20 protein-coding genes are annotated in these 26651 nt (G+C 54.6%); 14 read left to right on the top strand and 6 right to left on the bottom strand.

Going from position 1 to position 26651, the window contains the following annotated elements:
* Positions 1 to 37 precede the first annotated feature (37 nt).
* From PGS25_RS06575 to PGS25_RS06565, 3 genes are read left to right on the top strand one after another with little or no spacing between them, the layout of a single operon-like run.
* Positions 38 to 1123 carry a 2-hydroxyacid dehydrogenase gene (locus PGS25_RS06575; RefSeq protein WP_270418052.1) on the top strand — a complete coding sequence of 362 codons (1086 nt, stop codon included), beginning with the start codon at positions 38 to 40 and terminating at the stop codon, positions 1121 to 1123.
* A gap of 12 nt (positions 1124 to 1135) precedes the next feature.
* Positions 1136 to 1780 carry an L-fuculose-phosphate aldolase gene (locus tag PGS25_RS06570; protein ID WP_118479018.1) on the top strand — a complete coding sequence of 215 codons (645 nt, stop codon included), beginning with the start codon at positions 1136 to 1138 and terminating at the stop codon, positions 1778 to 1780.
* A 21-nt stretch (positions 1781 to 1801) separates the two neighbouring features.
* Positions 1802 to 2209, top strand: coding sequence for a TRASH domain-containing protein (locus PGS25_RS06565; protein ID WP_270418051.1), 408 nt, complete (start codon positions 1802 to 1804; stop codon positions 2207 to 2209).
* Positions 2210 to 2448: 239 nt separating this feature from the next.
* Here PGS25_RS06565 and PGS25_RS06560 read toward each other — a convergent pair whose 3' ends face one another.
* From PGS25_RS06560 to iolG, 3 genes are all read right to left on the bottom strand, one after another.
* Positions 2449 to 3282 (bottom strand): sugar phosphate isomerase/epimerase family protein, encoded by an 834-nt coding sequence (locus PGS25_RS06560; protein ID WP_270418050.1) that lies wholly within the window; start codon positions 3280 to 3282, stop codon positions 2449 to 2451.
* 13 nt (positions 3283 to 3295) lie between these two features.
* Positions 3296 to 4681: an MFS transporter gene (locus tag PGS25_RS06555; RefSeq protein WP_270418049.1), complete on the bottom strand. Its 1386-nt coding sequence runs from the start codon at positions 4679 to 4681 to the stop codon at positions 3296 to 3298.
* Between the two features lie 109 nt (positions 4682 to 4790).
* Positions 4791 to 5810 carry an inositol 2-dehydrogenase gene (gene iolG / locus PGS25_RS06550; protein WP_118729049.1) on the bottom strand — a complete coding sequence of 340 codons (1020 nt, stop codon included), beginning with the start codon at positions 5808 to 5810 and terminating at the stop codon, positions 4791 to 4793.
* A gap of 317 nt (positions 5811 to 6127) precedes the next feature.
* Here iolG and PGS25_RS06545 point away from each other — a divergent pair, with 317 nt between their 5' ends.
* The 9 genes from PGS25_RS06545 (at position 6128) to PGS25_RS06505 (ending at position 20387) form a co-directional block, all read left to right on the top strand.
* Complete coding sequence (locus tag PGS25_RS06545; protein ID WP_270418048.1) at positions 6128 to 7003, top strand: AraC family transcriptional regulator; 876 nt, start codon at positions 6128 to 6130, stop codon at positions 7001 to 7003.
* 869 nt (positions 7004 to 7872) lie between these two features.
* Complete coding sequence (gene iolD, locus PGS25_RS06540) at positions 7873 to 9825, top strand: 3D-(3,5/4)-trihydroxycyclohexane-1,2-dione acylhydrolase (decyclizing) (protein WP_118360746.1); 1953 nt, start codon at positions 7873 to 7875, stop codon at positions 9823 to 9825.
* 105 nt (positions 9826 to 9930) lie between these two features.
* Positions 9931 to 10722, top strand: a complete 792-nt coding sequence (locus tag PGS25_RS06535) for a 5-deoxy-glucuronate isomerase (RefSeq protein ID WP_270418047.1) — start codon at positions 9931 to 9933, stop codon at positions 10720 to 10722.
* 14 nt (positions 10723 to 10736) lie between these two features.
* Positions 10737 to 11858 (top strand): iron-containing alcohol dehydrogenase, encoded by a 1122-nt coding sequence (locus tag PGS25_RS06530; RefSeq protein WP_270418046.1) that lies wholly within the window; start codon positions 10737 to 10739, stop codon positions 11856 to 11858.
* A gap of 18 nt (positions 11859 to 11876) precedes the next feature.
* Positions 11877 to 13184: an acetyl-CoA hydrolase/transferase family protein gene (locus PGS25_RS06525; protein WP_118360749.1), complete on the top strand. Its 1308-nt coding sequence runs from the start codon at positions 11877 to 11879 to the stop codon at positions 13182 to 13184.
* A gap of 294 nt (positions 13185 to 13478) precedes the next feature.
* Positions 13479 to 14924 carry a 4-hydroxyphenylacetate 3-hydroxylase family protein gene (locus PGS25_RS06520; protein WP_118479034.1) on the top strand — a complete coding sequence of 482 codons (1446 nt, stop codon included), beginning with the start codon at positions 13479 to 13481 and terminating at the stop codon, positions 14922 to 14924.
* A 191-nt stretch (positions 14925 to 15115) separates the two neighbouring features.
* Positions 15116 to 15967 carry a transketolase gene (locus PGS25_RS06515; protein ID WP_270418045.1) on the top strand — a complete coding sequence of 284 codons (852 nt, stop codon included), beginning with the start codon at positions 15116 to 15118 and terminating at the stop codon, positions 15965 to 15967.
* A 14-nt stretch (positions 15968 to 15981) separates the two neighbouring features.
* Positions 15982 to 16953 carry a transketolase family protein gene (locus PGS25_RS06510; RefSeq protein WP_118360247.1) on the top strand — a complete coding sequence of 324 codons (972 nt, stop codon included), beginning with the start codon at positions 15982 to 15984 and terminating at the stop codon, positions 16951 to 16953.
* 296 nt (positions 16954 to 17249) lie between these two features.
* On the top strand, positions 17250 to 20387 hold the full coding sequence (locus tag PGS25_RS06505; protein ID WP_270418044.1) for an S-layer homology domain-containing protein: 3138 nt from the start codon (positions 17250 to 17252) through the stop codon (positions 20385 to 20387).
* A gap of 501 nt (positions 20388 to 20888) precedes the next feature.
* On the opposite strand, the gene PGS25_RS06500 is transcribed toward PGS25_RS06505, so the two are convergent.
* The 3 genes from PGS25_RS06500 to PGS25_RS06490 form a co-directional block, all read right to left on the bottom strand.
* Complete coding sequence (locus tag PGS25_RS06500; protein ID WP_117751218.1) at positions 20889 to 21575, bottom strand: PHP domain-containing protein; 687 nt, start codon at positions 21573 to 21575, stop codon at positions 20889 to 20891.
* A 140-nt stretch (positions 21576 to 21715) separates the two neighbouring features.
* Complete coding sequence (locus PGS25_RS06495; protein ID WP_270418043.1) at positions 21716 to 22738, bottom strand: LacI family DNA-binding transcriptional regulator; 1023 nt, start codon at positions 22736 to 22738, stop codon at positions 21716 to 21718.
* Positions 22739 to 22871: 133 nt separating this feature from the next.
* Positions 22872 to 23750, bottom strand: coding sequence for a PfkB family carbohydrate kinase (locus tag PGS25_RS06490; protein ID WP_192924436.1), 879 nt, complete (start codon positions 23748 to 23750; stop codon positions 22872 to 22874).
* A 268-nt stretch (positions 23751 to 24018) separates the two neighbouring features.
* Between PGS25_RS06490 and PGS25_RS06485 the strand changes: the two genes are divergently transcribed.
* Both PGS25_RS06485 and PGS25_RS06480 read left to right on the top strand, forming a co-directional pair.
* Complete coding sequence (locus tag PGS25_RS06485) at positions 24019 to 24792, top strand: HAD family hydrolase (RefSeq protein WP_118284896.1); 774 nt, start codon at positions 24019 to 24021, stop codon at positions 24790 to 24792.
* Position 24793: 1 nt separating this feature from the next.
* Positions 24794 to 26626, top strand: a complete 1833-nt coding sequence (locus PGS25_RS06480; RefSeq protein ID WP_118729043.1) for an ABC transporter permease — start codon at positions 24794 to 24796, stop codon at positions 26624 to 26626.
* Positions 26627 to 26651: the final 25 nt, after the last annotated feature.

Genomic DNA, 26651 nt, shown 5'->3' with positions numbered 1-26651 from the left:
CAGCCGGCTGTTGTTTTATTCCGAAGAGGAGGAAAAGATGAAGGAACTGACACAAAAGCCGCAGAATATCGTACTGGTCGGCGATGCTTTTGTTTCGCCGGACACGATGGAGCAGGCGGTGCAGCAAAGCACACTCTGCTGCGGCAGGATCACTAAGCTGATGTGGGGCGGCTCCGACAAGCAGGAATTCACCTCGCGGCAGCTTAAACTCGAGCGGAACGGTCCGGAAGCCGTACCGTATGCGGACGGTCTGGACGAGGTGATCGGCGAGGCAGAGGTTCTGCTCGTGCATTTCAATCCGGTGCCGCGTGCGCTGATTGAGAAAGCGCCTAACCTCAAGGTCATCCTGACCTGCCGCGGCGGCATGGAGCACATTGACCTTGCAGCTGCAAGTGAGCGCAATATTCCGGTGCTCAACGTTATCCGCAATGCAGAGCCGGTCGCGGACTTTGCCCTCGGCATGATGCTTGATCTGACGCGCGATATCGCGCTATCGCACCGCAAAATGCGCGAAGGTGTATGGATGAAGAGCTTTTACAACTCGGACCATTTGATGACGCTTTCCAGCCATACGGTGGCGCTGGCCGGTATCGGCAACGTCGGCAGCGCGCTGGCGCGCCGTCTGCTGGCACTCGGCGTGCCGGTGATCGCGTATGACGCATACACCAGTCCGGAAAAGCTGGAAAAGGCCGGTCTCGGTGCAATCAAGCTGGTCGATTCACTTGAAACTCTGTTTGAACAGGGCGATATTGTATCGCTGCACCTGCGGCTGACATCGGATACCGAGCATATGATCGACATGCAGTATTTTTCCCGCATGAAAAAAACGGCGTACTTTATCAACACCGCGCGCGGCGGTCTGGTCGATCAGCCGGCACTGGTCGAGGCGCTGCAGCAGGGCTGCATGGCAGGCGCGGCACTGGATGTGTACGACAGCGAGCCGCTCGCCGTGGACGATCCGCTGCTGCAGATGGACAACGTGCTGCTAACGCCGCACATTGCGGGCACCACGGTAGACGCGATCCCACGGGCGCCGTTTTTGCTCATGCGTGAGGTTGATCGGTTTCTGGCTGACGGAGTAACCGATCGGGTGGTAAATCATGTGTCCATCACACTGGAGTAAGGAGGAAACGCAATGCTTTTGCAGGAAGAAAGAGAGAAAATCGTTGTATACGGACAGGAAATGCTCAAGCGCGGTCTGACCGCAGGCACCTTCGGCAACCTGAGCATTTACAACGAGAAGGAGAACCTGTTTGCCATCAGTCCGAGTGGCATGGACTATTTTAAGACCGACGCAAGCGATGTGGTCGTTATGACGCTCGACGGCGAAAAGGCGGACGGCGACCGCAAGCCATCTTCCGAGGTGGACATGCACCGTATTTTCTACCAGAAGCGCCCGGGCATCAAGTCGGTCGTGCACACGCATCCGCGCTACGCTACTACGCTGGCGTGTCTCGGCTGGAGCATTCCGCCGCTGCACTATCTGGTGGCGTATTCGGGCAGAGAGGTGCCGTGCATTCCGTATGTGCCGTTCGGCACTTATGAACTGGCACAGGCGGCGTTGGACGGCATGGGCGATAATTACGCCTGCATTCTCGGAAATCACGGTCTGCTGTGCGTCGGCGGCAATATCAGCTACACGCTGGATGTGTCCGAGCAGATCGAATTCTGCGCACAGCTCTATTATAATTGTAAGGCAGCCGGTCAGGAGCCGAAGCTGTTGAATGACGAGCAGATTAGCTCGGTGCTGGAGGCATTCCAGACCTACCGACAGAAATAAATTTTGCAGGAGGGGACCATTATGGAGGAAAAATGCGTATACTGCGGCGGTGATCTGCCGGAAAAGCCGACTAAGGTAAAGGTGCGCACGCGCTCGTTTGAGGTGTGCTGCGCGGATTGTGCGGCAAAGACCGAACAGTATATCAAGCTGGATAAGCGATTCAAGACCGCACTGTATCTTCTGGTCTTTCTGGGCGGCATCGGATTTGTTATCAGTGCATTTTTTGGCGGTGACAGTCCGCTGCGCATGATCGGTGCGTATGCCGGTCAGCTTGTTGCGGGACTGGCGTTTATCGCGTTTCCGTATCCGGTCACCTCGTTTGAGAGCTTTCACGCGATGAGCATCCGCGGTGTAACGCGGCTGACGCGCATTATCGGCCTTGTGCTGAGCGTGTCGGCAGTTGTGCTGATGGTGCTCACGCTGCGGTAAAGACAAGTGCGATCGGTCTGGCGAAAGTCAGGTCTTTCCAAAACCCCAAAGGGCGCTCGAAGGAGCGCCCTTTGGGGTTTTGCAGGATTGTCTGATGTGATGGAAAGCAAAAGGACAGAAGGGCCCAAGTACCTTCCGTCCTTTTGAGGAGAAAATTATATTTGTATTCTGTTTGGAGACTTGAATATAAATAAGAGAGAATAAATTGAATGTGGAATTTGATCTGCGATTCGGGAAAATTAGCCGAGGAACGGACGGGTGGTTTCCGCACCCATGCGGATCACATCCTCAGCAGGCATTCTCCAGTATTCCGGACGGAACAGTTCGAGGCACGCAGGGCCGTCGTAGCCGACTGCCTGTACCGCATCAGCAACCTCCTGCACCGGAATGGCACCCAGACCGGGCATCAGACGGTGGCAGTGGTCGAGGATGCCGAGCGGCAGGTCCTCGCAGTCGTTGATGTGGAACACGAACAGCTTCTCCTTGGAAATTTTGCGGATGAAATCAACGTCCGCGCACTTGTCGTGCAGGTAAACATTGATGCAGTCCACGGTCAGACCAACACTGTCGCGGTTGACGGCGTTTACGATCTCGAGCGCCTGACGAACGCTGTTGACGCACCATTTCTTGTCACCGATCGGCTCGAAGGACAGCTTGACGCCGTACGGTTCAGCAATGTCAGCGAGTTCGTTCAGCACCTTCACCGAGTCGTCGAAGATCTCCTTCTCGTTCTTGGTGCAGATCTCGTTGGTAACAGTCGGCACAACAATAATGTACGGATTGCCGATCTGCTGAGCCACCTTGCAGCCGAAGGTGAACAGCTCTACAAGCTTTTCCCACTCCTCCGGCGTGCAGAAGTTGATGTTTTCAATGGAGTTGAATGCAAACGGCTTGATATGGCTCTTTGCAAAAAACGCCTTGAGATCGTCTGTGGTGTGGGTCTTGAGATACTCCTGCAGCATATCGAGACGCAGCTCGATATAGTCATAGCCGTACTTTTCACACAGCAGCAGGTCGTTTTCAACTGTGGAATTTTCCTTGCAGGTTGCTTCGTTATATCCGAGTTTCAGCATAAGACAGTCTCCTTTACATTTCACCGCGTGCTTCACGCTCGGTGAGTTCCTTCATAATAGTGGGGTAAATCTTATCCAGCTTGTAGAACAGCAGGACGATGATGGCAACGATCCAGACCAGAATCGGACCGAACTTAAAGATAGAGGAAATCATTTGCTGGGCGGAAGCCGGCTGCATAGCACCGCCGGTAACCGAGCTGAGGAAGCCTGCGCCCTCGAGCATGGCAGTCATAACCGCACTGGTGATACCGGTGCCGATCTTAAAGCCGAGCGAACCGCCGCCGAAGATCAGGCTTTCCTGACGCAGATGGCTCTTCCACTGACCGTACTCTACAACGTCGCCCATCATGCCGAATACCAGAGAGGTCAGCGGAGCCTGACCGAGCGAGCGGATGATGGTCATTACCAGAATCCACCGGAAGCTCATCGGGTTTACCATAATGAGTGCATGGGCGATAACAACTACGATACAGCCGGCGAGCGACAGGTTGCGCTTGTTGAATTTCTGCAGCAGTATTGGACACATCAGCGCGCCAACGATCAGTGCGACGATCTCGGAGGTGTAAATGACGCTGTAATACCATTCATCGTTGCCGAGAACATATTTGCAGTAATACGGCAGATCGGTGCCGATGATGGTGGTATGTACGCAGGTGACGGTCCACAGAACGAGCGTTGCCCAGAAATACGGGTTGCCCAGCAGGGCTTTCAGCGCGCGGGAAGCGGGAACCTTGGGCTGCTCCTGCTGCGCGGCCTCGAAATTGACGGTTTCCTTGCAGCGGACAAAGCAGATGACAAGCAGAGCAAGTGCGATGGCGCACCAGATGCTCATGGTCTTGATCCAGGCGGCCTGATCGTTGCCGAACAGCTTGACGACCGGCATGGTGAAGGTTACGGCAATGATCTTGCCAATCGGAGACAGTGACATACGCACAACGGACAGCAGGTCGCGCTCGTGCGAGGAGCGGGTCATCATGGTGGACAGGGTGCCGTAGGGCACGTTGATTGCGGTGTAGCATACGGTGGTGCACAGGTTATAAGTAACAAAAATGTACCAGAATTGAACGGTCGTGCTGCTGCTGTGCGGCACACAGAACATCGCAACCGCGCACAGAACATACGGTACGCTCATCCACAAGATCCACGGACGGGCCTTGCCCCATTTGGATTTGGTCTTGCTTACGATGATGCCCATGATAACGTCGGACGAGCCATCAAAAATACGCGAGATCAGCATGACCAGACCGACGGTAACGACCGGAATACCGCAGTAATCCGTATAGAACAGGGTGAGCAGCGCGGTGATCATACCGAACACAATGTTGCAGGCGGTATCGCCTAAACCATAGGAGATACGGGTTCCCCAGCCAAGGGAGGCAGTGTTGTTCTTTTCACTCATAAGGAGCAACCCCTCTTTCTTTTCTCAAAAAACGGAAGCCGCCGCCGAGTGCGGCGGCTTGCCGAATAACTCTTTTCCTTCTCTTTTCCTGTGATATGCGGGGGATAAATTACTCGATTTCGCTCAGCTTGACCGGACGGCCTTCCTTCATGGACAGGTTTGCTGCCATTGCGATCTTGACCGGCTGCAGACCGTCAAAGCCGGTAACCAGCGTGTCGGTGTCGTTCAGAACGGCATCGGTGAACGCCTTTGCCTCTGCGATGAATGCGTTGTTGTAGCGCTCGAGGAAGAACCAGGTCGGCTTTGCAACCTCGACGCCTGCGGCGGAGGAGATCATGGCGGTGTTGTTCAGATCGTTTGCAACCTGCACGCAGCCCTGGTCGCAGTGAACCTCGGTGCGCTGGTCGTAGCCGTAGTGAGCGGCACGGGAGTTGTCGATCACGCCGAGTGCGCCGTTCTCGAACTTCATCATTACAATGGCGGTGTCCACATCGCCGTATTCCTCGTAGCCTGCACCGGAGAGCGCTGCACCGTAAGCGGTAACCTCGGTAACCTCGCTGCCTGCCAGATAGCGGACCATGTCGAAATCGTGAATGGTCATGTCCATGAAGATACCGCCGGAAACCTTGATATAGCTCATCGGCTGGTGATCGGGATCACGGGAGGTGACCTTGATGAGATTGGGCTTGCCCAGCTTGCCGGAAGCGACCGTATCGCGGACGGCCTTGTGGTTGTGGTCAAAGCGGCGCACAAAGCCGACCTGCAGCTTAACGCCTGCCTTCTTCACCGCAGCGAGTGCTTCCTCGATCTTTGCCAGCTTGGTGTCGATCGGCTTCTCGCAGAAGATGTGCTTGCCGGTCTGCGCAGCGCGCATGATGAAGTCTGCATGCGTTGCGGTGGAGGAGCAGATGAACACGGCCTCGATGGTCGGATCGCCAAAGATCATCTCGGGATCATCGTAGCACTTCTCGATACCCATGTCCGCTGCCCATGCACGGGTCGCATCGTTCATGAACGGATCAGCCACTGCGTAGAGGTCTGCGTTCGGCACTGCATGTGCCAGATTTTCGCCGTGAAGCTTGCCGATTCTGCCTGCACCCAGCAGACCGATTCTTACCTTGTTTGCCATTTTTTCTTGCACTCCTTTTTTACTCTGAAACCTGAATTGACGCGTTTGCTCAAAAAGCAGTATGTTAGAAGTTTTTTTCTGTGCTTCTATGATATAATAACTGCACACAGAGAAGAACAACGTTGAAATATCGAATATAACAACGATATAAACTGCTGTTTTTGAATCATTTACGCTTTTCTTGTGATTATTATACAAACAAAGTCCGTGAGAGCGTTATCGTGTTCTTGTGGAAAAAACAGCAGGATTTTCCGAGGGTAAGAAAGAAAATCGAGGGAAGGATTTCGTAATCTTGTGATTCTTGGGAGGGAGCATACATGGGAAACAAGCCTTGTAAACTGAGCGGAACATTCTTCAACTGCATTTCGATCGATCGCAATTACAACAACCAGCAGTCTATACTTCCGCATATGCACGACAACCGTCTGGAGCTGTTCTATGTGTGCAGCGGACAAGGACAGTACATGGTGGATAATCGGTATTATCCGATTGGAGAGGGCGACATTGTTATCTGTAATCAGGGTGTGCTGCACGGCGAGGAACCCGATCAGGTGCGGCAGATCCGGTCGTATAGCGTCGCAATTACCGATGTCAATGTAGAAGGTCTGCCGCCCAACTGCCTGATCGCGGAAGGGGAGTGTCCGGTCGTCTCGTGCGGACAGCTTGCCAGGCAGGTAGGCGAGACCATGCACCTGCTGTATCTGCTCAGCGCCGATGCGGGAAAGCTGCATGCCGTGTGCTGCAGTCTGGCAGAGGCAATGCTGAATCTGACCGATTCCCTGCTCCGCAGTCGTATCCACCAGCAGGAGCAGCAGCGTGAAATGCCGTCTGTGCTGGCGCACCGCGTGCGGCGCTATCTGGATGCACACCACTGTGAGCCGATCACGCTGCGTATGGTGGCGGAGCGACTGCGCGTGAGCGAGTATTATCTGGCGCATGTGTTCAAGCAGGAGTTCGGCGTGCCGCCTATGCAGTATGTGATGAAGCGCCGGATTGGTGAGGCGCAGGGTTTTCTGATGAATACCGGCATCCCGATCGCCGAGATTGCGGATACACTCGGCTTCAGCAGTATCTGTCACTTCAACACCATGTTTAAGAAGTACACCGGCACACCGCCTGGTAAGTTCCGGCAGTCGTTCAAGCAGAGCATCACGCACAGCGAAAAAGTAAAAAGTGAAGAAGAGGAATCGTAAAACGGAAAACACCATGCAGAGCAGTAACGCTTGGCACGGTGTTTTTCTATCTTACTTACAAATAGAAGAATGGCGCAGCCGAGAGAGAGGGTGGCTGCGCCGGTGAAATGGAGATGTGCGTGAAATTAGAGAGTGTGTGTGATGATCGTTTGCCGGAGCATAATTATCTTATTTATACAGCACGGTCTGCGTAAAGACCATGTTTGCAAGGATAACTACTACAGAAAAATGGTGAATAACATATTTATTCCTCCGTTATCCGTTCTTTCGCCGTTTGCGTTCGGCTTTCCTTTGATGATTCTATTGTAGTCCCTTGGACGCGGTTTTTCTTCTAACTTCTTGTATTTCATAGAGTTGAGCAAGAATCTATAATTTGACCGGCACAGACGGTCAGCATACGCGGAAAACGGCAGCAACAACCTATAAAAAGTGGTGAAAATGCAGCCTGTGAGTGAAAAATAAAGGCGGGAGAAAGATTGCGTATTTTTATAAAATGTTGAGATATATGCTTTTTTTGTTTGTTGTTTAGGACGGAAAATGCGAAATTCTGTAATGACAGTATGCCGCGTTTTCCGCACGATAGCGAGATATTAAAAAAACAGGTGCAAAGCGCAGGCCGCAGGCGGGAACGGCAGACACGGAAAACAATGCGGTAGGGGAGAGAAAAGTTCTGGATTCTATAATAAAATGTGAAAATATTCGTATGTAACGTAAAAATATAAGAAAAAAGGCGATTTCTCAAGATGTTAGAAGAAAAGCAAACGCTCAAATGCTAAACTTAAATCATCAAAAGAAAACACCGCCGAGACCAAGCGAAAGCGCGGCGGCGAGCAGAAAAAAGAGCAGAAGCATTTGAGGAGGAAAACACAATGAGCAAAACCAGAATGACAGTCGGTCAGGCAATCGTAAAGTTCCTGAATCAGCAGTACATCGAGATGGACGGCAAAGAGGAACCCTTCGTAGACGGCATGTTCACGATCTTCGGTCACGGCATGGTCGTCGGTCTCGGTCAGGCGCTGGAAGAGGATCCGGGCCACCTGAGAGTTTACCAGGGCCGCAACGAGCAGGGCATGGCACACGCCGCCATCAGCTACGCAAAGCAGCACAACCGCCGCAAGATCATCGCCTGCACCTCGTCCATCGGCGTTGGCGCAGCAAACATGGTAACCGCAGCACTGACCGCTACCATCAATAACATCCCGCTGCTGCTGTTCCCGTCCGATTACTTCGCAACCCGTCAGCCGGATCCGGTTCTTCAGCAGCTCGAGGTTCCGAACGACCTGTCCATGTCCGCTTCGGACTGCTTCAAGCCGGTTGCCAAGTACTGGGATCGCATTTCTCGTCCGGAGCAGCTGATGAGCGCGATGGTCAACGCAATGCGCGTCCTGACCGACACCGCAAACTGTGGCACCGCTGTTATCTCGCTTCCGCAGGATGTACAGGGTGAGAGCTTCGACTTCCCGGATTACTTCTTCCAGAAGCGCGTACATCACGTTGCACGCCGCGTAGCGGATGACTACGATATCGAGAAGGCAGTTGAGATGATCAAGGCTTCCAAGAAGCCGATGTTCATTGCAGGCGGCGGCGTTCGTTACTCCGAGGCCGGTCAGACCGCAATGGACTTCTGCAAGGCGTTCAACATTCCGGTTTCTCAGACACAGGCCGGCCACTCCTGCCTGCCGGATTCGTTTGAACTGGCTGTCGGCGGCATCGGCGTAACCGGCGGTCTGGCGGCGAACGCACTCTGCAAGGACTGCGACCTCGTTATCGGTGTCGGCACCCGTTTCAACGACTTCGTAACCGGCTCCAAGTGGGTGCTGTTCCGCAACCCGGATATTAAGGTTCTCGCTATCAACACCTCTGAGTTCCACGCGGAAAAGCTGGACGCGACCCGCTGCATCGGCGACGCAAAGGTAACGCTCGAGGCTATCATGGAAAAGCTCAAGGCAGACGGCTATAAGTCCGGCTACACCACCGAAATTCAGGATATCCGCAAGGTTTGGGAAGAGGAGCGTCTGCGTGTTCTGGGCGTTCAGTACAAGGGCGAAGGCTTTGGCGAGGGCAAGTTCGTGCCGTGCGTTCCCAGCTGGACCGAGAAGATCATGAACGATTTCGTTTCCCAGATCGGCGGCACCATCACTGAGTCCAACGCGGTCGGCATTCTTCGCGAGGAGGCAGACGACGACGCAATCGTGGTTGCAGCAGCAGGCTCGCTGCCGGCAGACCTCGAGCGTCTGTGGGTCACCGACGCACCGAACTCCTACAACATGGAATACGGCGCATCCTGCATGGGTTATGAGATCGCAGGTGCATTCGGCGCCAAGCTGGCTGAGCCGGACAAGGAAGTTTACGCACTCGTTGGTGATGGCTCGTTCATGATGCTCAACTCCGAGATTCCGACCGCAATGCAGGAGAACGCGAAGATCACCGTTGTTGTATTCGACAACTGCGCGTTCGGCTGCATCAACAATCTGCAGATGGGCAACGGCGTTGGCTCTCTGGCGACCGAAATGCGTCACCGCAACGAGACCACCGGCAAGCTGGACGGCGATTACTGCTACACCGACTTCGGCAAGATCGGTGAAGGCTTCGGCATGAAGGCGTTCTACGCCAAGACCCCGGACGAATTCCGCAAGGCCGTTCAGGACGCCAAGAAGGAAAGTGTTTCCTGCATCATCGACGCAAAGGTTCTGCCCAAGACCATGGCTGAGGGCTACGAGTCCTGGTGGCACATCGGCGTAGCGTCCACCTCCAAGTCTGACGAGGTAAAGGCTGCACGCAAGCGCATCGACGATCATCTGGCAGAAGCACGCATGTACTAATTAAACGCAGATTCAATATGAGCCGCCCGTTTTCGGACGGGCGGCTTCGCTTATATAATCGCTTATATAATAAGGTATCGAGCAAAGAAAAGAGGAGCAAGAATTATGAAATATACGCACAAGGCCCCCTTCGATAAGGGCTACAACGGCATGGTCTCCGCAGTCGAGAACCCGGAAATGATGGGCATGGAGTTCGGTGTTGTCAAGATGGCAGCGGGCGACGTGATGCACTTCGACTACGCGCAGGAGGTCGTTTACGACCTGATGAGCGGTAGCGTGACCTTCGAGTGGAACGGCAAGTCCGAGAGCGTTACCCGCCGTGATGTGTTCCACGAGGGTGCAATCCTGCTGCACGTTCCGCAGAACACCAAGGTGACAATTTCTGCCGAAAGCGATGTGGAAATCGCCGTTTCCCGCACGGAAAACAAGCGTGATTTCGCAGCTCGTCTGCTGCGTCCGGAGGACTGCCTGTGCGCAAACGAGGAGCGCGGCGCCGGTCAGATGAACGAGTGCTCGACCCGTCTGGTACGCACCTTCTTTGACCGCTCCAACTGCCCGGAAACCAACTTTTTCATCGGTGAAGTGGTGCATTTTCCCGGAAAGTGGTCCTCTTATCCGCCGCATCAGCACGTTGAACCGGAGCTGTACTACTATAAGTTCCTGCCGGAAAACGGCTATGGTCTGGCAGAATATGGCGATGATGCCTTTAAGGTAAAGAACAACGACCTGACCGGCATGCCGGAAAACGTGACCCATTCTCAGGCCGCGGCTCCCGGCTACGCGGAGTATTACCTGTGGTGCATCCGCCTGCAGGACGACAAGAACATCGTGACGACCGTTGTGCCCGAGTATGAGTGGGTAACTAAGGCCGACGCGAAGTATTTCCCGGATATTTAAGGCGGTGAAATAACATGAAAGCCTTCAAAATCGTACCTTCTATTGCGGAATACGTCGATTTTCGCACGCTGGCGAAGGAATTAAGCCTTGGCGCGAAAGACCTGATTCTGACAAATGAATATATTTACAATCCGACAATCGCGGCGCTGAATCTCGGCTGCCACACCTGTTTTCAGGAAAAGTTCGGCGGCGGTGAGCCGACCGACGTCATGGTTGACGCCATCCTCGACGACCTGCGCGGCAAGGAGTTTGACCGCATTATCGCGGTCGGCGGCGGCACAGTAATCGACATCGCAAAGGTGCTGACCGTTGCCAAGTCCACCGACCGTGTGGACGATCTGTACGACCGCATGGCAAACCTCGAGAAGGAGCATGAGCTGATCATCGTGCCGACTACCTGTGGCACCGGCTCTGAGGTTACCAACATTTCCATCATCAACCGTACGACTAAGGGCGTCAAGGTTGGTCTGGTGTCTCCGGCGATGTTTGCGGACGAGGCGGCGCTCGTTCCAGGCATGCTGCTCAGCCTGCCGTATCCGGTTTTTGCAACTTCTTCCATTGACGCCATGGTCCACGCGGTCGAAAGCTACCTTTCTCCGAACGCCTGCGCACTGAGCGAGCTGTTCTCCGAAAAGGCGCTGCACCTGATCCTGTCCTGCTGGAAGGACGCGGTAGCAAGCGGCGGCAAGGATGCGTGGAAGAAGCATGCACTTGAGTTCCTGCGCGCCTCCAACTATGCAGGCATCGCATTTGGTCACGCGGGCTGTGCGGCTGTTCACGCGATGGCATATCCGCTCGGCAGCGTGCACCACATTCCGCACGGTCAGGCAAATCAGCTGATGTTCGCGGACGTAATGCGCAAGTATCAGGAAAAGAAGCCCATCGGCAAGTTGAATCAGCTGGAAGAACTTCTGAGCGCAGAACTGGATGTTGAACCGGTATTTGCACTCGAAAATCTGTACGAATTGATGGACGAGGTACTGAAAAAGGATCCCCTGCACGAACACGGGGTAACCGCTGATGAACTGCCGGTCTTTGCAAAGAATGTCATCGAAACCCAGCAGCGCCTGCTCGGCAACAACTATGTGGAGCTGTCAGAAGACGATCTGCTCGACATCTACCGCAAGGCATTTTGAGCGCGGGAGGGACGAGAAATGGATTGGAGAGCATACTATAAAGAGCACACGATGACGCCTGAGCAGGCGGTTGGTGTGATCCATGACGGCGACCGCGTTGTGTTCGGTCACGCGGTTGGCGAACCCATTGTATTCCAGCGCACGATGGCGCGAATGGCAGAGCAGTTCCATAACGTGGAAGTTGCACACATGGTATACCTTGGCTCGGGCGAGTATCTGCAGCCGGGCATGGAAAGTCATTTCCGCCACAACGCGTTGTTTGTCGGCGGTCCGGCCCGCAAGCCGATCGCGGAAAACCGTGCAGACTACACTCCGGCGTTTTTCTCGGACGTGCCGCGTATGTTCCGCGACAACACGCTGCCGGTTGATGTTTTTGCGTTTACCTGCTCGCCTCCGGACGAGCGCGGCTATGTGTCGCTCGGTCTGTCCTGCGACTACGGCGCACAGGCGGTCAAATCCGCGAAAACGGTCATTGCCGAGGTCAACCCGAACATGCCGCGCACCTATGGCGAGAGCTTCGTTCATGTATCCGAGATTGACGGCTTCCTGTGCTCGTGGGAGCCGCTGCCGGAGTCCGCGCCGCCGAAAATCGGTGAGGAAGACCGTGCAATCGGCAAATATATCGCTGAACTCGTGCGTGATGGTGACTGCCTGCAGCTGGGCATCGGTGCGGTGCCGGATGCGGTCTGCTCGTTCCTCGGCGACAAGCACGACCTTGGTCTGCATACCGAGATGATTTCGGACGGCGTGCTGCCGCTGCTTGAAAATGGAAACATCAACGGTAAGCGCAAGCAGCGCGACGTCGGCAAGGTGAGCGTAACCTTCCTGATGGGCACGCGCAAGCTGTATGATTTTGTGGATAATAACCCAATTATCAACATGCTTCCGGTCGATGTTTGCAACAATCCGGCGGTTATCGCGGAGAACGACAACGTGGTTTCCATTAACTCGTGCGTTGAGGTGGATTTGCAGGGTCAGGTCTGCGCTGAGGCAATCGGTCTGCGCCAGATTTCCGGTATTGGCGGCCAGATGGACTTTGTGCGCGGCGCAAACTTGTCCAAGGGCGGTCGCTCCATCATTGCGCTGCACTCGACCACCAAGGACGAGTCTGCGTCTAAGATTGTTACAACCATTACCACCGGCGGTCCGGTTACCACCAGCCGCTGCGATGTCAATTACATTGTCACCGAGTACGGCGTGGCGCAGCTTCGCGGTCAAACGCTCCGCGAGCGCGCAAAGCGTCTGATTGCTATCGCACACCCGAAATTCCGCGAAGAACTTGCCGAGGAATTCGAGAAGCGCTTCGGTGAAAAACTCAAGGTGTAACCAATTAAGATTCAACATACAGCAGGAGGTCATAACGATGAAAAAGACATTCTCACGTTTTCAAATCATCTATATTCATGTGATTTTGCTGCTGCTGATCGTGCTCTCCGGCTGCTGTGTTTACCTCACACATCTGCTCATGGGCGTATAAATTCTGTGGATATGCGCCGAGAAACCGAACTTTCCCATTACAAAGACTATTCCCTTCATGTCTCCTCAAATATGTTATAAAAATCGGTGAATCGGCGCTTTTTCCCATTGAAAAGAAAGAAAAAGGACAAGGAAGATGATATCATGATGACAAAAGACCAGTACATCGAATCCCTGCGAAAGCTGCACCTCAATCTGTACAGCTTCGGCAAGAAGGTCGAGAACGTCGTGGACAACCCGATCGTTCGTCCGTCGCTCAACTCGTTTGCGGCAACGTACGAGCTGGCAGAGGACCCGCAGTACGAAGATCTGATGACCGCGACCTCCAACCTGACCGGCAAGAAAGTAAATCGTTTTACCCATCTGCACCAGTCTACGGACGATCTCATTAAGAAGGTAAAGATGCAGCGTCTGCTCGGCCAGAAGACCGCAGCGTGCTTCCAGCGCTGTGTCGGCATGGATGCAGCAAATGCGGTTTATTCGACTACGTTCGAGACCGATGAAGCGTGCGGCACCAAATACCACGAGAATTTCGTCAAGTTCTGGACCGATGTACAGAACAACGACTGGGGCGTTGACGGCGCGATGACCGACGTTAAGGGCGACCGCGGTCTGTCTCCGTCCAAGCAGGCGGATCCGGATCTGTTCCTGCACGTTGTCGAGCGCACCGCTGACGGTGTTTACGTTACCGGCGCGAAGGCACACCAGACCGGCTATCTGAACAGCCACTATGTGCTCGTCATGCCGACTATCTCCATGCGCGAGGGTGACGAGGACTATGCCATTTCCTTCGCGTGCCCGACCGACGCAGAAGGCATTACCCTGATTCTGGGCCGTCAGTCCTGCGACACGCGCAAGACCGAGGAATACAACGACATTGATGTCGGCAACAAGGTTTACGGCGGTCACGAGGTTCTGGTTATTTTCGACCGCGTGTTCATTCCGAACGACATGATCTTCCTCAACGGCGAGACCCAGTTCGCCGGCATGATGGTAGAGCGCTTTGCAGGCTATCACCGTCAGTCCTATGGCGGCTGCAAGGTTGGTGTAGGCGATGTGCTCATCGGCGCTACCGCACTGGCAGGTGAGATGGCTGGCTCTGCAAAGGCTTCTCATGTTAAGGATAAGCTGATCGAGATGACCCACCTGAATGAAACCCTGTACTGCTGCGGCATTGCGTGCTCGTCTCAGGGCACCAAGACCAAGTCCGGCAACTACCTGATCGATCTGCTTCTGGCGAACGTATGCAAGCAGAATGTCACCCGCTTCCCGTATGAGATCGCTCGTCTGGCACAGGATCTGGCCGGCGGCATCATGGTTACTCAGCCGTCCGAGGCAGATTACCGCAACCCGGCAACCCACGATTACATCGAGAAGTACCTCAAGGGTGTGGCTTCCGTTCCGACCGAGGACCGCATGCGTCTGCTGCGCCTGATCGAGAACATGACCATGGGCACCGCCGCTGTCGGCTACCTGCCCGAGTCCATGCACGGCGCAGGCTCGCCGCAGGCACAGCGCATTATGATCGCCCGTCAGTCCAACATGGAAATGAAGAAGGAACTGGCGAAGAAGATCGCGCGCATTGGCTAAAACATAAAGTAAATTCTGTGAGAACTGCTGCATAAGGAAGGTCTGACGGTTCCATGTCAAAATGGAGTATGTCTAACCGGCAGACCGATACGAAAGCGGCAATATCACCGATAAAAACTAACAAGACCCGTCCTTTTTATTGCGGAAGGGCGGGTTTTGTTCTGCAAACCGTAATTTCAAGGAGGAAAGCAATGGATAAGCAAAAACTGCACGAGCTGCGTGTGTTTGCGGCGGAAATCCGTCTGGAAACGCTCAAGGTGATCGCGTCGCGCGGCTTCGGCCATGTGGGCGGCTCGATGTCGATGGCGGATGCTATGGCGGTGCTGTATGGCGAGGTTATGCATATCGACCCGAAGAATCCCCGCTGGGAGGACCGCGACTGGTTCGTTCTGTCCAAGGGACACGGCGGCCCGGTCATGTATGCGACGCTCGGTCTCAAGGGCTACTACCCGATGGAGAGCGCGTACACGCTCAACCAGCCGAACACGAATTTCCCGTCGCATACCGACCGCAGTAAGACCATCGGCGTTGACCTGACGACCGGCTCACTCGGTCAGGGCATGAGCGAAGCCATCGGCGCGGCGCTCGGCAATCGTGCGCAGAATCGTCCGAGCCGTGTTTACGTTGCCGTAGGCGACGGCGAGTGTGACGAGGGTCAGATCTGGGAAGGCGCGCAGTTTGCCGCACACTACAAGCTGGATAACCTCGTTTGTCTCGTGGACAACAACGGCCGTCAGCTGGACGGCGCGGTTGCCGACGTTATGAGCCACGGCAAGGGTATCGGTGCCAAGTTTGACGCATTCGGATGGAATGTTATTGACGTAGCCGACGGCAACGATGTTGAGCAGATCTATAACGCGCTCGAGCAGGCGAAGGCGTGCAAGGGCAAGCCGACCTGCCTGATTTTGAACACCGTAAAGGGCAAGGGCGCAACCTTTGCCGAGCCGTCCGGCGCACATTCTTCTCAGCCGACCAAGGAGCAGTGGGATGAAGCGATCGCCGCATCCGAAGCCGCTCTGGCTGCAGTGAAAAACGAAAAGTAAGGGAGGGGAACACAATGAGTTTTACTTTGATCGGCAAGCATGAAAAGGACAGCCGCGCCAATCGCGACGGCTATGTAGAAGCCATGCTCGAAATGATGGCGGAAAATCCCAAGCTGATGCACGTTGACTGCGACCTGATGGGCTGCATTAACACCGGAAAGCTGCTGAAGGCGTTCCCGGCCCAGACCTTTAACGCAGGCATCGCGGAGCAGAACGCCATGGGCGTTGCCTCCGGCATGGCCGCCACCGGCCTGACCGTATTCGCGCACTCGTTCGGCTGCTTTGCTGCCCGCCGCATGTTCGATCAGGCATTTCTGGCAGCAGGCTACTCTGAGCTGCCGGTGCATGTGATCGGTTCCGACCCGGGTGTCTGCGCAGCGTTCAACGGCGCAACTCACATGCCGTTTGAGGACTGCGCGCTGTACATGAACATCCCGAACGCGGTCGTTATCGACTCGTGCGACTTTGCACAGACCAAGGCACTGACCAGGAAGCTGGCTGCCTGCGGCAGTCCGTCCTACATGCGCCTGATCCGCAAGGGCTTCACCACGGTTTACGCGGATGGCTCGGATTTTGAGATCGGCAAGGGCGTTACGCTGCGCGACGGCAAGGACGTAACCATTATTGCCTCCGGCATTCTGGTAGACGAGGCACTCAAGGCAGAGGAGCAACTGGCAGCAAAGGGCATTTCTGCCCGCGTGATCGACATGCACACCTGGAAGCCGCTTGACGAGGAGCTGGTGCTCCGTGCGGCTGCAGAGACCGGCTGCATCGTCACCGCAGAGAACCATCAGGTCGGCACCGGCCTCGGCTCTGCCATCACCAACCTGACGAGCGCAAAGAATCCGGTTCCGGTGGAGCGTATCGGCATCCAGAACCGCTTCGGTCAGGTAGGCCCGCAGGATTTCCTTATGCAGCAGTATAACCTCACTGCAGAGGATATTGCGGCGGCAGCTCTGCGTGCCATTGCCCGCAAGCAGGGATAATTACAGAAAAGCTCCCGTTGGAACGGTTGATCGGTTCCGGCGGGAGCTTTTCTGCGCACAGCAGCGGACACGCGTTGAGGAAGAAATGCATAATTTTTGCTTGAAAAGATTGGTGAGAAGTGAGATTGCTTTTCTGACGGAACAGGGATAGAATTATAAGTACAAGTTACGCAAACGTTTGCGAGAAAGAAAACGGAATGCATAACCACACGAATCTGTTGCACGGGGAGGAGGAATGAGATTTCGCTGCAGAATCGGGAAAGAAACAGAATTTTAAGAAAGAGGGTCCGAGATACATGAAAAAACGCATACTCAGTTTGGCGCTGTCTGCTGCAATGGCTTTGACGATGCTACCGACGGGAGCCTTTGCTGCCAGCGACAAGGGAAAGCCGCCGGTATATAATAAGGCAACAGGCTGCTATGAAATCTCTACCCCGGACCAGCTGCTCTATCTGTCCGGCAGCTGGAGGGACGGCGCTCCCCGCGATGGACATTATGTTTTGACTGCCGATATTGATATGACCGGCGTCAAAGGGTTCAAGCCGATTGCTTCCAAAAAGGATCAGGGCTTTACCGGCACATTTGACGGTCAGTTCCATGCGATCAAGGGACTGCGCGTAGAATATGAAAAGAAATATGCCGGCCTGTTCGGCTATGTCGGCAATCAGGACGATCAGGCGTATATCAAGGATGTTGCGCTGCTCGACTGCTACGTTACCGGTCAGCAGAACGTCGGCGCGCTGGCAGGCGTCAACTACGGTACGATTACCGGCTGTGTTGTCACCGGTGAGGTAAAGTGCCTGGATCTGTCCAACTCGCACACCGCAGGCGGTATCTGCGGCAAGCTGAAGGAGGGCGAAGGCCCGATCGTCGGTCATGTTGAGGACTGCTATGTCAACGCAGACGTTTCCGCTCCGTATGATGCGGGCGGCGTTGCCGGCATTCAGGACGGCGGCGGCTATCTGGCACGCTGCTTTGCAGCCGGTACGGTCGATACCATCGCAAAGAGCGGCACGGTAGGTCATGCGGGCGGTATTGCAGGCTCGTTCAACGCCGGTGAAACGCTCAAGGACAGCGTTTCTGCACAGACCGTTATCAACGGCGTTGCGGACGTGGATAAGATCGTCGGTCAGCTCGACGACGAGGCAGCTACCAACATCACCGGCAATATTGCATGGGAGGGCACGCTGCTGTCCGGCAACGAGCCGACCGAGCAGCCGATTAAGTGGGAGGATGTTTCCGCCGCAAAAATGCAGGATAAGTCCACCTATGAAGCACTCGGCTGGGATATGAGCAAGGTCTGGGACTGGAGTGTCTCCGGCAAGCAGCCTGTTCTGCGCGGCTATGATGCCTCTATCTTCCCGGCAGTGGATTACACCGTCAGCGGCACGCGCATCATCTCCCGCGCGCTGAACACCGCACCGCATAAAGGCAAGGCCGAGGTCTCTGCCCGCATCGTCACCAGCGACAAGGTACAGAGCGCGACCCTGTACTACGGCTATGATTCTTCCAAGGTCGATACCGCTGTTGCCATGAAGGAATCGAATGGCACCTACACCGCTTCTCTGCCGACCGATAAGACCGGCGATATGTTCTACTATATCGAGGTTAAGACCGACAAGGAAACCGTAACCAAGCCGTACACCAAGTCCGAGCCGATCGTGCTGAATATTGATGACGGCAAGGTAAAGGGCGAACCCGATCAGATCACCATTACGCCGGATACCAAGCAGGGCGGCCTGCGCTTCAGCTGGCTGACTGACCCCGCTGTCACCAAGAGCGTTATTCAGTACAAGGTCAAGGGCACTTCCAAGTGGGAGAGCAAGTCCGGCACCTCTTATGTAGAATCCGTAACCGCAGGCTATAAGGAAAAAGCCGCACATCGTGTGGAAATCACCGGTCTGAAACCGTCTGCCGAGTATGTATACCGCGTAGGCGACGGCGGCAGCTTCATGAGCGAGGAAAAGTCGTTCACCGCACCGAAGTCCGCTTCGGATAAGAATTTCAGCGTTATCTTCTACTCGGACCCGCAGTCTGAGTCCGTAGAGAACTACATGAGCTTCAAGTACTCCATCGACCAGGCACTCAAGATCTGCCCGAACCCGGATCTGATGATCTCCGCAGGCGACACCACCCAGAACGGCTATAAGTCCACCGAATGGGAGGCATGCTTTGACGTTATGGGCGATTACTATGCCAAGTATCCGACCGTTACCGTTGCGGGCAACCACGAGATGAAGGGCGACTGGAATTTCGTATCGTTCGCACAGCGCTTCAATATGTCGGGCGCGAACACCGGCTATCCGCAGTTTGACCGCACAATGGGCTACTTTGAGTACGGCGACGCGATCTTCGTCATCCTGAACGGCGAGGTTACGCCGGCCGACAAGAAGGCAGAGATCATGAAGAAAGAGCTGCAGTGGTGCAAGAGCGTGCTGGATGCTTCCGACAAGAAATGGCGCATCGTTATGACGCACGCAGGCCCGTATACCTCCAACCATGATCCGATGGATGTACGCGACTATTATATCAACGACAGCGAGTATTCGCTCGACGCCATGGGCGTTGACCTGTTCCTCAACGGCCATGACCATATCTATATCCGTTCTACCGTGAAGAACGACATTAAGGTCAATACCGGTGACGGCACGACCTATCTGACCGGCGGCACGGTCGGCAACAAGTTCTACGAGTACATTCCGGCTCGTTCGGACTACTCCACCGATTTCTACACCGATGAAGAGGATAAGCAGGTATTCTCCATCATCGAGTTCAGCGAGGATTCCATCAAGGGCACCGCTTACCAGAAGCAGGATGCGGACAACTGGAACAGCTTCAAGGCAGTGGACAGCTACGAGATCCGCAATACCCTGCGCGAAGGCAAATCCGTTACCGATTATACCGACGTTCCGGCGAACGCATGGTACTACAAGGCGGCGGATTACGTCACCAAGAACGGTCTGCTCTCCGGCGATAAGGCGTATACGTTCGGCGCGAGCAAGGCACTGACCCGCGCACAGGTCGCACAGGCGCTGTACAATCTGGCAGGTCAGCCCAAGACCGAGCTGACTGACAGCTTCAGCGATGTTCCGGTAACGCATCAGGCTCGCACGGCTATCGCGTGGGCGGAAAAGACCGGCATCATGGAGGGTGTCGGCGGCGGCAAGTTCTCGCCGGACCGCAGCGTCACCCGTCAGGAGGCCGCAACGCTGCTGACCCGTCAGCGCAAGCTGAGCGGTGAGGATACCGCGGCAGACGGCAGTATCGTCAAGCAGTTTACCGACGGCGGCACGATTGCCGACTGGGCAGCAGCAGGCGTAGCCTACTGTGCAAAGACCGGTCTGGTGCAGGGCAAGCCGGGCAAGGTATTTGCGCCGAAGTCTACCATCACCCGCGCGGAGATGGCGACCATCATGCAGCGCATTGCAGCATGATCCTTTGAAAGATAAACCATAAACGGGGGCGCAGCCGACGGCTGCCGCTGCCCGGAACAGAAAAAACTCCGCAAGCGTTTTCGCTTGCGGAGTTTGTGTTTTCTGAGGAGCAGCTTACTTGCGGCTGGTGCGGTGTGCAGTGAACAGCTTAGTGGTGCCGGGATCGCAGGACAGCTCAAACATAGCGGTGTTCATCAGAAACTTGGAAAAATTCTTACGCATTACAATTACCTCAATTCAGTCTTGTTTTTTTTACTGATGATATTCTACCAGATTATTTTGTGCAAAACAAGCGCAAACGTATACGGAATATACAATGAAATAAAAATACTTTTATGCAGAATGAACAATAGAAAAGGCAAACTGCATGAAACAAGAAGAATAAAAGGTGAAATACAAACAGAAAACGTTTGCGGTGAACCGGGAATAAAGCGTGATGTACGACAAAAAAGCTGCTGTTGCGTTGGGGCAACAGCAGCTTTTACATGATATCGTTTTGTCTCAATCCTCGGTGCATTCGGGACGGATGATGGTATAGTTGCCCGAACGCAGCAGATCTGCAAGACCGAAGCTGTCTTCGGGGAGGGTGTCGGACAGAATACCGGTCGTACCCTGATCACCGGGACGGTGGCAGTCCGATCCGGCCGTCATGATGAGATGATGCTCCTTGGCATAGGCCAGCGCAAGATCGTTATGGCTGTCGTGGCGGGGGTTGAGGTTGAGCACCTCGACGCCGTCCAGATATTCCGCCGGAGCGGGGGTGCATTTTTTGCGGAACGGGTGTGCCTGCACGAGCAGTGCGCCGTCTGCGCGGTATTGCGGGGCAAAGGCCGCCAGACCCTCGCGCATGACGCGATCCGGATCGGCCAGCAGGGCATCGTGAAAGCCGTACAGCAGATAATCATTGTCCGATTCGTCAAAACGCAGTTCAGCACCCGCATACACGCGGATATTGTATTTTTCGGACACTTTTTTCAGCCGGTGATAGCCCTGCAGGAAGGCCTGCGTTTTACTGCCGGGGGTGGTCAGATCAATTTCGGCATAGTCGAAGCATTCGCGGTTGTAGTGGTCGGTGACGCAGATCGCGTCATAGCCGCAAGCGGTATAATACTTCATAATGGCCTCTGCGCCAAGCCAGCCGCAGCGGGAGATGTAGGTGGTATGCAGATGGGTTTCAATGCGGTACATGAGATCCTCCTTTTGGTGTATGAGAATGCCGCAGAATCCTGCGGCATTCTCAATCAGCAGCGCTGCGGTTGACCTGTTGGTGTATTGTGTGTGATAAAAGGGTTAAGAGAGAAAAGCGGTCGGTGCGCAGTGCTGTGGATTTATTTTTTTGATGCGCGGCATGAGCTGCGCGAAACCAGTGTCGGACGGATCATGCGGTGCGTGAACTCGTCCTGCTCATCCGAATCAATGATGCGCGTGAGCAGATCAACGGTGGCTTCTGCAAGAAGCTGCTTGCGCTGATCGACGGTGGAAAGCTCGATCTTTGGCAGCGCGGAATAAATGATGTTGTCAAAGCCGAGCAGGGAAATATCATCGGGGACAGAGATGCCGTATTCGTCTGCTGCCTGCAATACGCCGAGCGCCATGGAATCGGTCGAGGCGAAGATCGCAGTGGCGGAACAGCCGTTTGCGAACAGCTCCCGGCTGAGTGCACAGCCGATGTCGATCGAGGAGCAACCATGCGGATTGTCGATGACCTGCGGGGTGATACCTGCTTTTTCCAGTGTTTCGGTAAAGCCGCGCAGACGAAGCTGGTGCGTCAGGCTGTTGGGGCGGTTGCCCAGATAGACAATGTCACGGTGGCCGAGCTCCAGCAGATGCTCTGCTGCCAGACGGCCGCCTGCCAGATTATCAATGCAGACCGAGTTGACCTCATCGCCGCTGACGAGTGCCGGCGTTCCGAGCAGAACGGCAGGCAGTCGGGGAGCGAAATTCTGGATCATGCTTCCTGCATCCTGCTGTGAGCTGGCAAGGATGATGCCGTCAACCTGATGACTGATCAGGAAACCGAACAGCTCTTCGGTCACTTTGGGATCATTCTGCCCATTGCACAGGATCATGTTGTAGCCGAGGCTGCGTGCGTGCGTTTCGATGCCGAGAGAGAGTTCGGCATAGAACGGATTGGTCACCTCGGGAACGATCAGGCCGATGACGTTGGTTTTATTGCAGATCAGACTGCGTGCGAGTGCATTGACACGGTAGCCCTCCCGTCGGCAGATTTCCAGGATCCGCTGGCGGGTTTGCTCGCTCAGTTCAGGCGAATTGCTGAGTGCGCGGGAGACGGTAGAAGTCGAAACACCGGCAATGCGGGCGATATCTTTGATGGTAATGTGCTGTCGCATAGATGCCGCTTCCTTCCCATAGTAGTTTTAATAAGAATATAATACCGTATTTGCCGGGGAAAGACAAGGATAACGGCAGAAGGCGGGAAAAATATCAGATATGTTCCGGGTGTCGAAGCGGTTCCGGATGGACTCAGGCGTAAAATTCCTTGATATAGTCGAGGACAGCCTGTTCGGGACCCTGCAGCGGACCGGGGGTTTCCATTTTGAGCGAAACGGCTGCGGTAGCGAACAGCAGCGCATCCGGGATGGAAACGCCCATCATGCGCTTGGCAAGATAAGCACCGAAGGTGGTATCACCGCGTCCGGTACGGCCGGACAGATTGCGTGCCTTGACCGGGCAGGTATAATAGTCCTTGCCGTCATAGACCAGCATTTCGCTGTTGTGCGAGATCAGGATCTCCTTTGCGCCCCATTCATAAAGCTGCTTGGCAGCAGCGCGGCGGTCGGTCAGACCGGTGAGGATCTCGGCTTCCGCCGCATCGGTTTTGAGAAAATCAAAATAGGGGAGATAGGTCAGCTTGTCTTTCCAGTCGTGGAAGTTCATCAGGCCGTTTTCGTTGTGCCGGAGAAATCCCTGAATATCTGCGGATACCTTGCCTTTTTTGGAAAGCGCGGGGATCAGCTCGTTGGGGAAATCGCCGTACAGCAGACCGGCCAGATGATACAGGCCGCAGTCCACATCGGGGATCTGATCGGGAGTGATGGCATCCGACTGTGCCAGGCATTCGGCCTTGCGGCGTTCGCGGTCGGCGGTGAAGTAGGTGTTCTGCATCAGGGTGGTGCATTGGGCGGGCAGCACGGCGATATGGTCGCTGTCCAGATGAAATGCATCCAGTACATCGGTATCGTCCGGATGGATCTTGACTGAAGCGAAAAGGTTTGCGGAAGCGGCTGCGGCAGCGTATGCACAGAAGAATACAGCGCCGCCGATTTCGCGGACTTCTTGACCGGTATAGTCGATATTGATGTCCCGCGTGGCGGGTCCGATCAGCATAAGATCATATTTCATACGAATCCTTCTTTCTCATTTCTACGGAAACGTTTGCGTTGATTACAGTATACGGGAATATGGAGAGAAAAGCAACTGTGCATAATTAACGAAAACACCTGGATGTAAATTGTGAATATCATAAAACTTTGATAGGAGAATGTGATTTTTTATTGACATAGCCGGGAGATAGTGGTACGGTTGAATCAGGAAATGAAAACGTTTGCGTAAAACGTGATGCAAATGAAAATGCAGGAGTAAAGAAAAAAGGGAAGAGAGAGGAGTTGTTATGATACAAGCTGTTTTCTTCGATATTGGAGGAACCGTACATACACAGGACGCTACCCCGGAGAGTGACCGCGATTATATCCGCCGACTGTGGTGCTTCCTTCATATGAATCATATTTACACAGCAGAAACGCCGGAGCAGCTTCTGGAGCACATCAATGCAGGCGCCAAAGCATACAAGGCCTATACCGAACAGGAACTGATCGAGCTGCCGCCGGATGTGATCTGGCAGAAGTTCTTCCTGAAGGACTTTGACATTCCGGCAGAAAAACTTGCGGGACTGGGCGAGGAGCTCTGCTACATGTTCGACCGATACCGCAAGCACATCGTCAAACGTGAGGGGCTGAAGGAAACGCTGGAGGCTCTCAGGCAGCGCGGGTATCGGCTGGGTGTAATCTCCAACATTATGAGCACGACCTTCGTACCGCGCATTCTGGAGGAACACGGCATAGCGCAGTATTTTGAAACGATTACGATGAGCAGCGTCTGCGGTATCCGCAAGCCGCGGCCGGAGATTTTCGAGATCGCGCTGAACGAAATGAGAATCGGGAAAGAACAGGCGGCCTACGTCGGAGATACCATCTCCCGCGATGTGCGCGGTGTGCGAAACGCCGGATGGCCGCTGATGATTCAGATCGATAACCCTCGCATTTATCACAAAGACGAAAAGTACCGCGGCATGGGGTATGAGCCGGATGTCAAGATCGGCTCGCTGCCCGAAGTGGTGACCGCGGTGGAACAATACAATCGGAATTTGAAGGAGGGGCAAAACTGAAATGAAACCAAAAGATCAGAACTACTCCAAATCCAGAAGGTTAAAGAACCAGATCAAGGCGGTTGTCACCAACCCATATAACCTGATCGTGCTGATCGCGATTGTGCTGCTGACCTACTTGATCGTTCTTCCTCTGCTGGATATGATTTCGACCTCGTTTACGCTGGCACAGAAGGATGCACGACTGGCGGGCGGCACAGCGGGATCGTTCACACTGTATTACTGGCAGCGCCTGCTCGGCAGCGCACTGACCAAGCAGATGCTGCTCCAGCCGCTGTTCAATTCGCTGCTGATCGGTGTCTGCGTATCGTTCTTCGCCATCCTGATCGGATCGGTTCTTGCATGGCTGATGGTCCGCACGGATCTTCCCTTCAAGCCGTTCTTCTCGCTGGCAGTTATCATTCCTTATATGATCCCGAGCTGGTGTAAATCGCAGGCATGGCTGACCATGTTCAAGACCGAACGCATCGGCGGTTCGCCAGGCTTCCTGATGAGTCTCGGCATCAATGTTCCCGACTGGCTGGCATACGGCCCGGTCGCGATTATCACCGTGCTTTCGCTTCATTATTACGCATATGCGTATCTGCTGGTTTCCGCAGCACTGAACTCCATCAACTCCGAGCTGGAGGAGATGGGCGAGATCCAGGGCGCAGGCAAGGCGACCATTCTCCGCAAGATCACCTTCCCGCTGGTACTGCCGGCTATGCTTTCCGCCGTTATCCTGACCTTCTCCAAGGCGATCGGCACCTTCGGCGTTATCAACTACTTGGGCTCCAAGGTTAATTTCGTGACCCTGTCCAGCCAGCTGTACATGAACAGCAAGTCCCAGAATACCCAGACCGCGTTTGCCATGGCACTCATCATGATCTGCATCGCTTCGATCTCGGTATTCGTCAACCAGAAGCTGATCGGCTCGCGCAAGTCCTACGCCACCATCGGCGGCAAGGGCGGCCGTTCCACCCCGATCCGTCTGGGCAAGCATAAGCTGCTGATCACGGCTGTACTGTTCCTGTTCTTTGTTTTCGGCATCATCATGCCGATCGCACTGCTGATCCTCGAGTCCTTTATGCTCCGGCAGGGCGACTACTCGCTGTCCAACCTGACGCTGCACTACTGGATCGGCGATCCGATCGCAACGGTAATGGAAGGTCAGCCGGGTATCTTCAAGAATGCTAACTTTATCAATTCGCTGATCAATTCCCTCAAGCTGACGTTTGTAAACGGTGTATTCGGCACCATCTTCGGCCAGATCATCGGTTATATCTGCGCCAAGGGCCGCGGCAAGCTGCACGGCAAGGTCGTAGAGCAGCTGGTATTTATTCCGTATCTGATCCCGTCCATCGCATTCGGCGGTATCTTCCTGTCGATGTTCTCCCGTCCGCAGCAGCTGTTCGGTGTAACGCTGGTTCCGTCCCTGTACGGCACGTTCGCCCTGCTGACCATTACCTCGGTCGTCAAGCATCTGCCGTTCGCTTCCCGCGCCGGCACCTCCAATATGCTGCAGATCGGCGGCGAGCTGGAGGAAGCAGCCGAGATTGCAGGCGCAGGCTTCTTCAAGCGCTTTATTCGCATTGTATTCCCGCTTTCCAAGGGCGGCTTCATTTCGGGCTTCATGCTGATCTTCGTTTCCATTATGAAGGAACTCGATCTGATCATCCTGCTGATGACCCCGAAAACCTCCACGCTGCCGTATTTGGCATTCCAGTATCAGAACAGTAACTCTCCGCAGGCTTCTGACTGCGTGGCAATCGTCATGTTCTCCATCGTATTCCTGGTATACGCACTGGCGAATATCTTTGGCGACGCAGATCTGGCGAAGAGCATGGGCGGTTGATCCGCATGGTATAACCGGAAAAAAG

It is taken from the genome of Butyricicoccus sp. AM78-15b2TA, assembly GCF_027665985.1.
Taxonomy (GTDB): domain Bacteria; phylum Bacillota; class Clostridia; order Oscillospirales; family Butyricicoccaceae; genus Agathobaculum; species Agathobaculum butyriciproducens.
The sequence above is the reverse complement of the archived record's forward strand: the minus strand, read 5'-3'. Positions and strand labels throughout refer to the sequence as shown.

Excerpts from the sequence above, each read along its gene's own strand:
- PGS25_RS06575 (WP_270418052.1), top strand. The coding sequence starts at position 38 with ATGAAGGAACTGACACAAAAGCCGCAGAATATCGTACTGGTCGGCGAT.
- PGS25_RS06570 (WP_118479018.1), top strand. The coding sequence starts at position 1,136 with ATGCTTTTGCAGGAAGAAAGAGAGAAAATCGTTGTATACGGACAGGAA.
- PGS25_RS06565 (WP_270418051.1), top strand. The coding sequence starts at position 1,802 with ATGGAGGAAAAATGCGTATACTGCGGCGGTGATCTGCCGGAAAAGCCG.
- PGS25_RS06560 (WP_270418050.1), bottom strand. The coding sequence starts at position 3,282 with ATGCTGAAACTCGGATATAACGAAGCAACCTGCAAGGAAAATTCCACA.
- PGS25_RS06555 (WP_270418049.1), bottom strand. The coding sequence starts at position 4,681 with ATGAGTGAAAAGAACAACACTGCCTCCCTTGGCTGGGGAACCCGTATC.
- iolG (WP_118729049.1), bottom strand. The coding sequence starts at position 5,810 with ATGGCAAACAAGGTAAGAATCGGTCTGCTGGGTGCAGGCAGAATCGGC.
- PGS25_RS06545 (WP_270418048.1), top strand. The coding sequence starts at position 6,128 with ATGGGAAACAAGCCTTGTAAACTGAGCGGAACATTCTTCAACTGCATT.
- iolD (WP_118360746.1), top strand. The coding sequence starts at position 7,873 with ATGAGCAAAACCAGAATGACAGTCGGTCAGGCAATCGTAAAGTTCCTG.
- PGS25_RS06535 (WP_270418047.1), top strand. The coding sequence starts at position 9,931 with ATGAAATATACGCACAAGGCCCCCTTCGATAAGGGCTACAACGGCATG.
- PGS25_RS06530 (WP_270418046.1), top strand. The coding sequence starts at position 10,737 with ATGAAAGCCTTCAAAATCGTACCTTCTATTGCGGAATACGTCGATTTT.
- PGS25_RS06525 (WP_118360749.1), top strand. The coding sequence starts at position 11,877 with ATGGATTGGAGAGCATACTATAAAGAGCACACGATGACGCCTGAGCAG.
- PGS25_RS06520 (WP_118479034.1), top strand. The coding sequence starts at position 13,479 with ATGATGACAAAAGACCAGTACATCGAATCCCTGCGAAAGCTGCACCTC.
- PGS25_RS06515 (WP_270418045.1), top strand. The coding sequence starts at position 15,116 with ATGGATAAGCAAAAACTGCACGAGCTGCGTGTGTTTGCGGCGGAAATC.
- PGS25_RS06510 (WP_118360247.1), top strand. The coding sequence starts at position 15,982 with ATGAGTTTTACTTTGATCGGCAAGCATGAAAAGGACAGCCGCGCCAAT.
- PGS25_RS06505 (WP_270418044.1), top strand. The coding sequence starts at position 17,250 with ATGAAAAAACGCATACTCAGTTTGGCGCTGTCTGCTGCAATGGCTTTG.
- PGS25_RS06500 (WP_117751218.1), bottom strand. The coding sequence starts at position 21,575 with ATGTACCGCATTGAAACCCATCTGCATACCACCTACATCTCCCGCTGC.
- PGS25_RS06495 (WP_270418043.1), bottom strand. The coding sequence starts at position 22,738 with ATGCGACAGCACATTACCATCAAAGATATCGCCCGCATTGCCGGTGTT.
- PGS25_RS06490 (WP_192924436.1), bottom strand. The coding sequence starts at position 23,750 with ATGAAATATGATCTTATGCTGATCGGACCCGCCACGCGGGACATCAAT.
- PGS25_RS06485 (WP_118284896.1), top strand. The coding sequence starts at position 24,019 with ATGATACAAGCTGTTTTCTTCGATATTGGAGGAACCGTACATACACAG.
- PGS25_RS06480 (WP_118729043.1), top strand. The coding sequence starts at position 24,794 with ATGAAACCAAAAGATCAGAACTACTCCAAATCCAGAAGGTTAAAGAAC.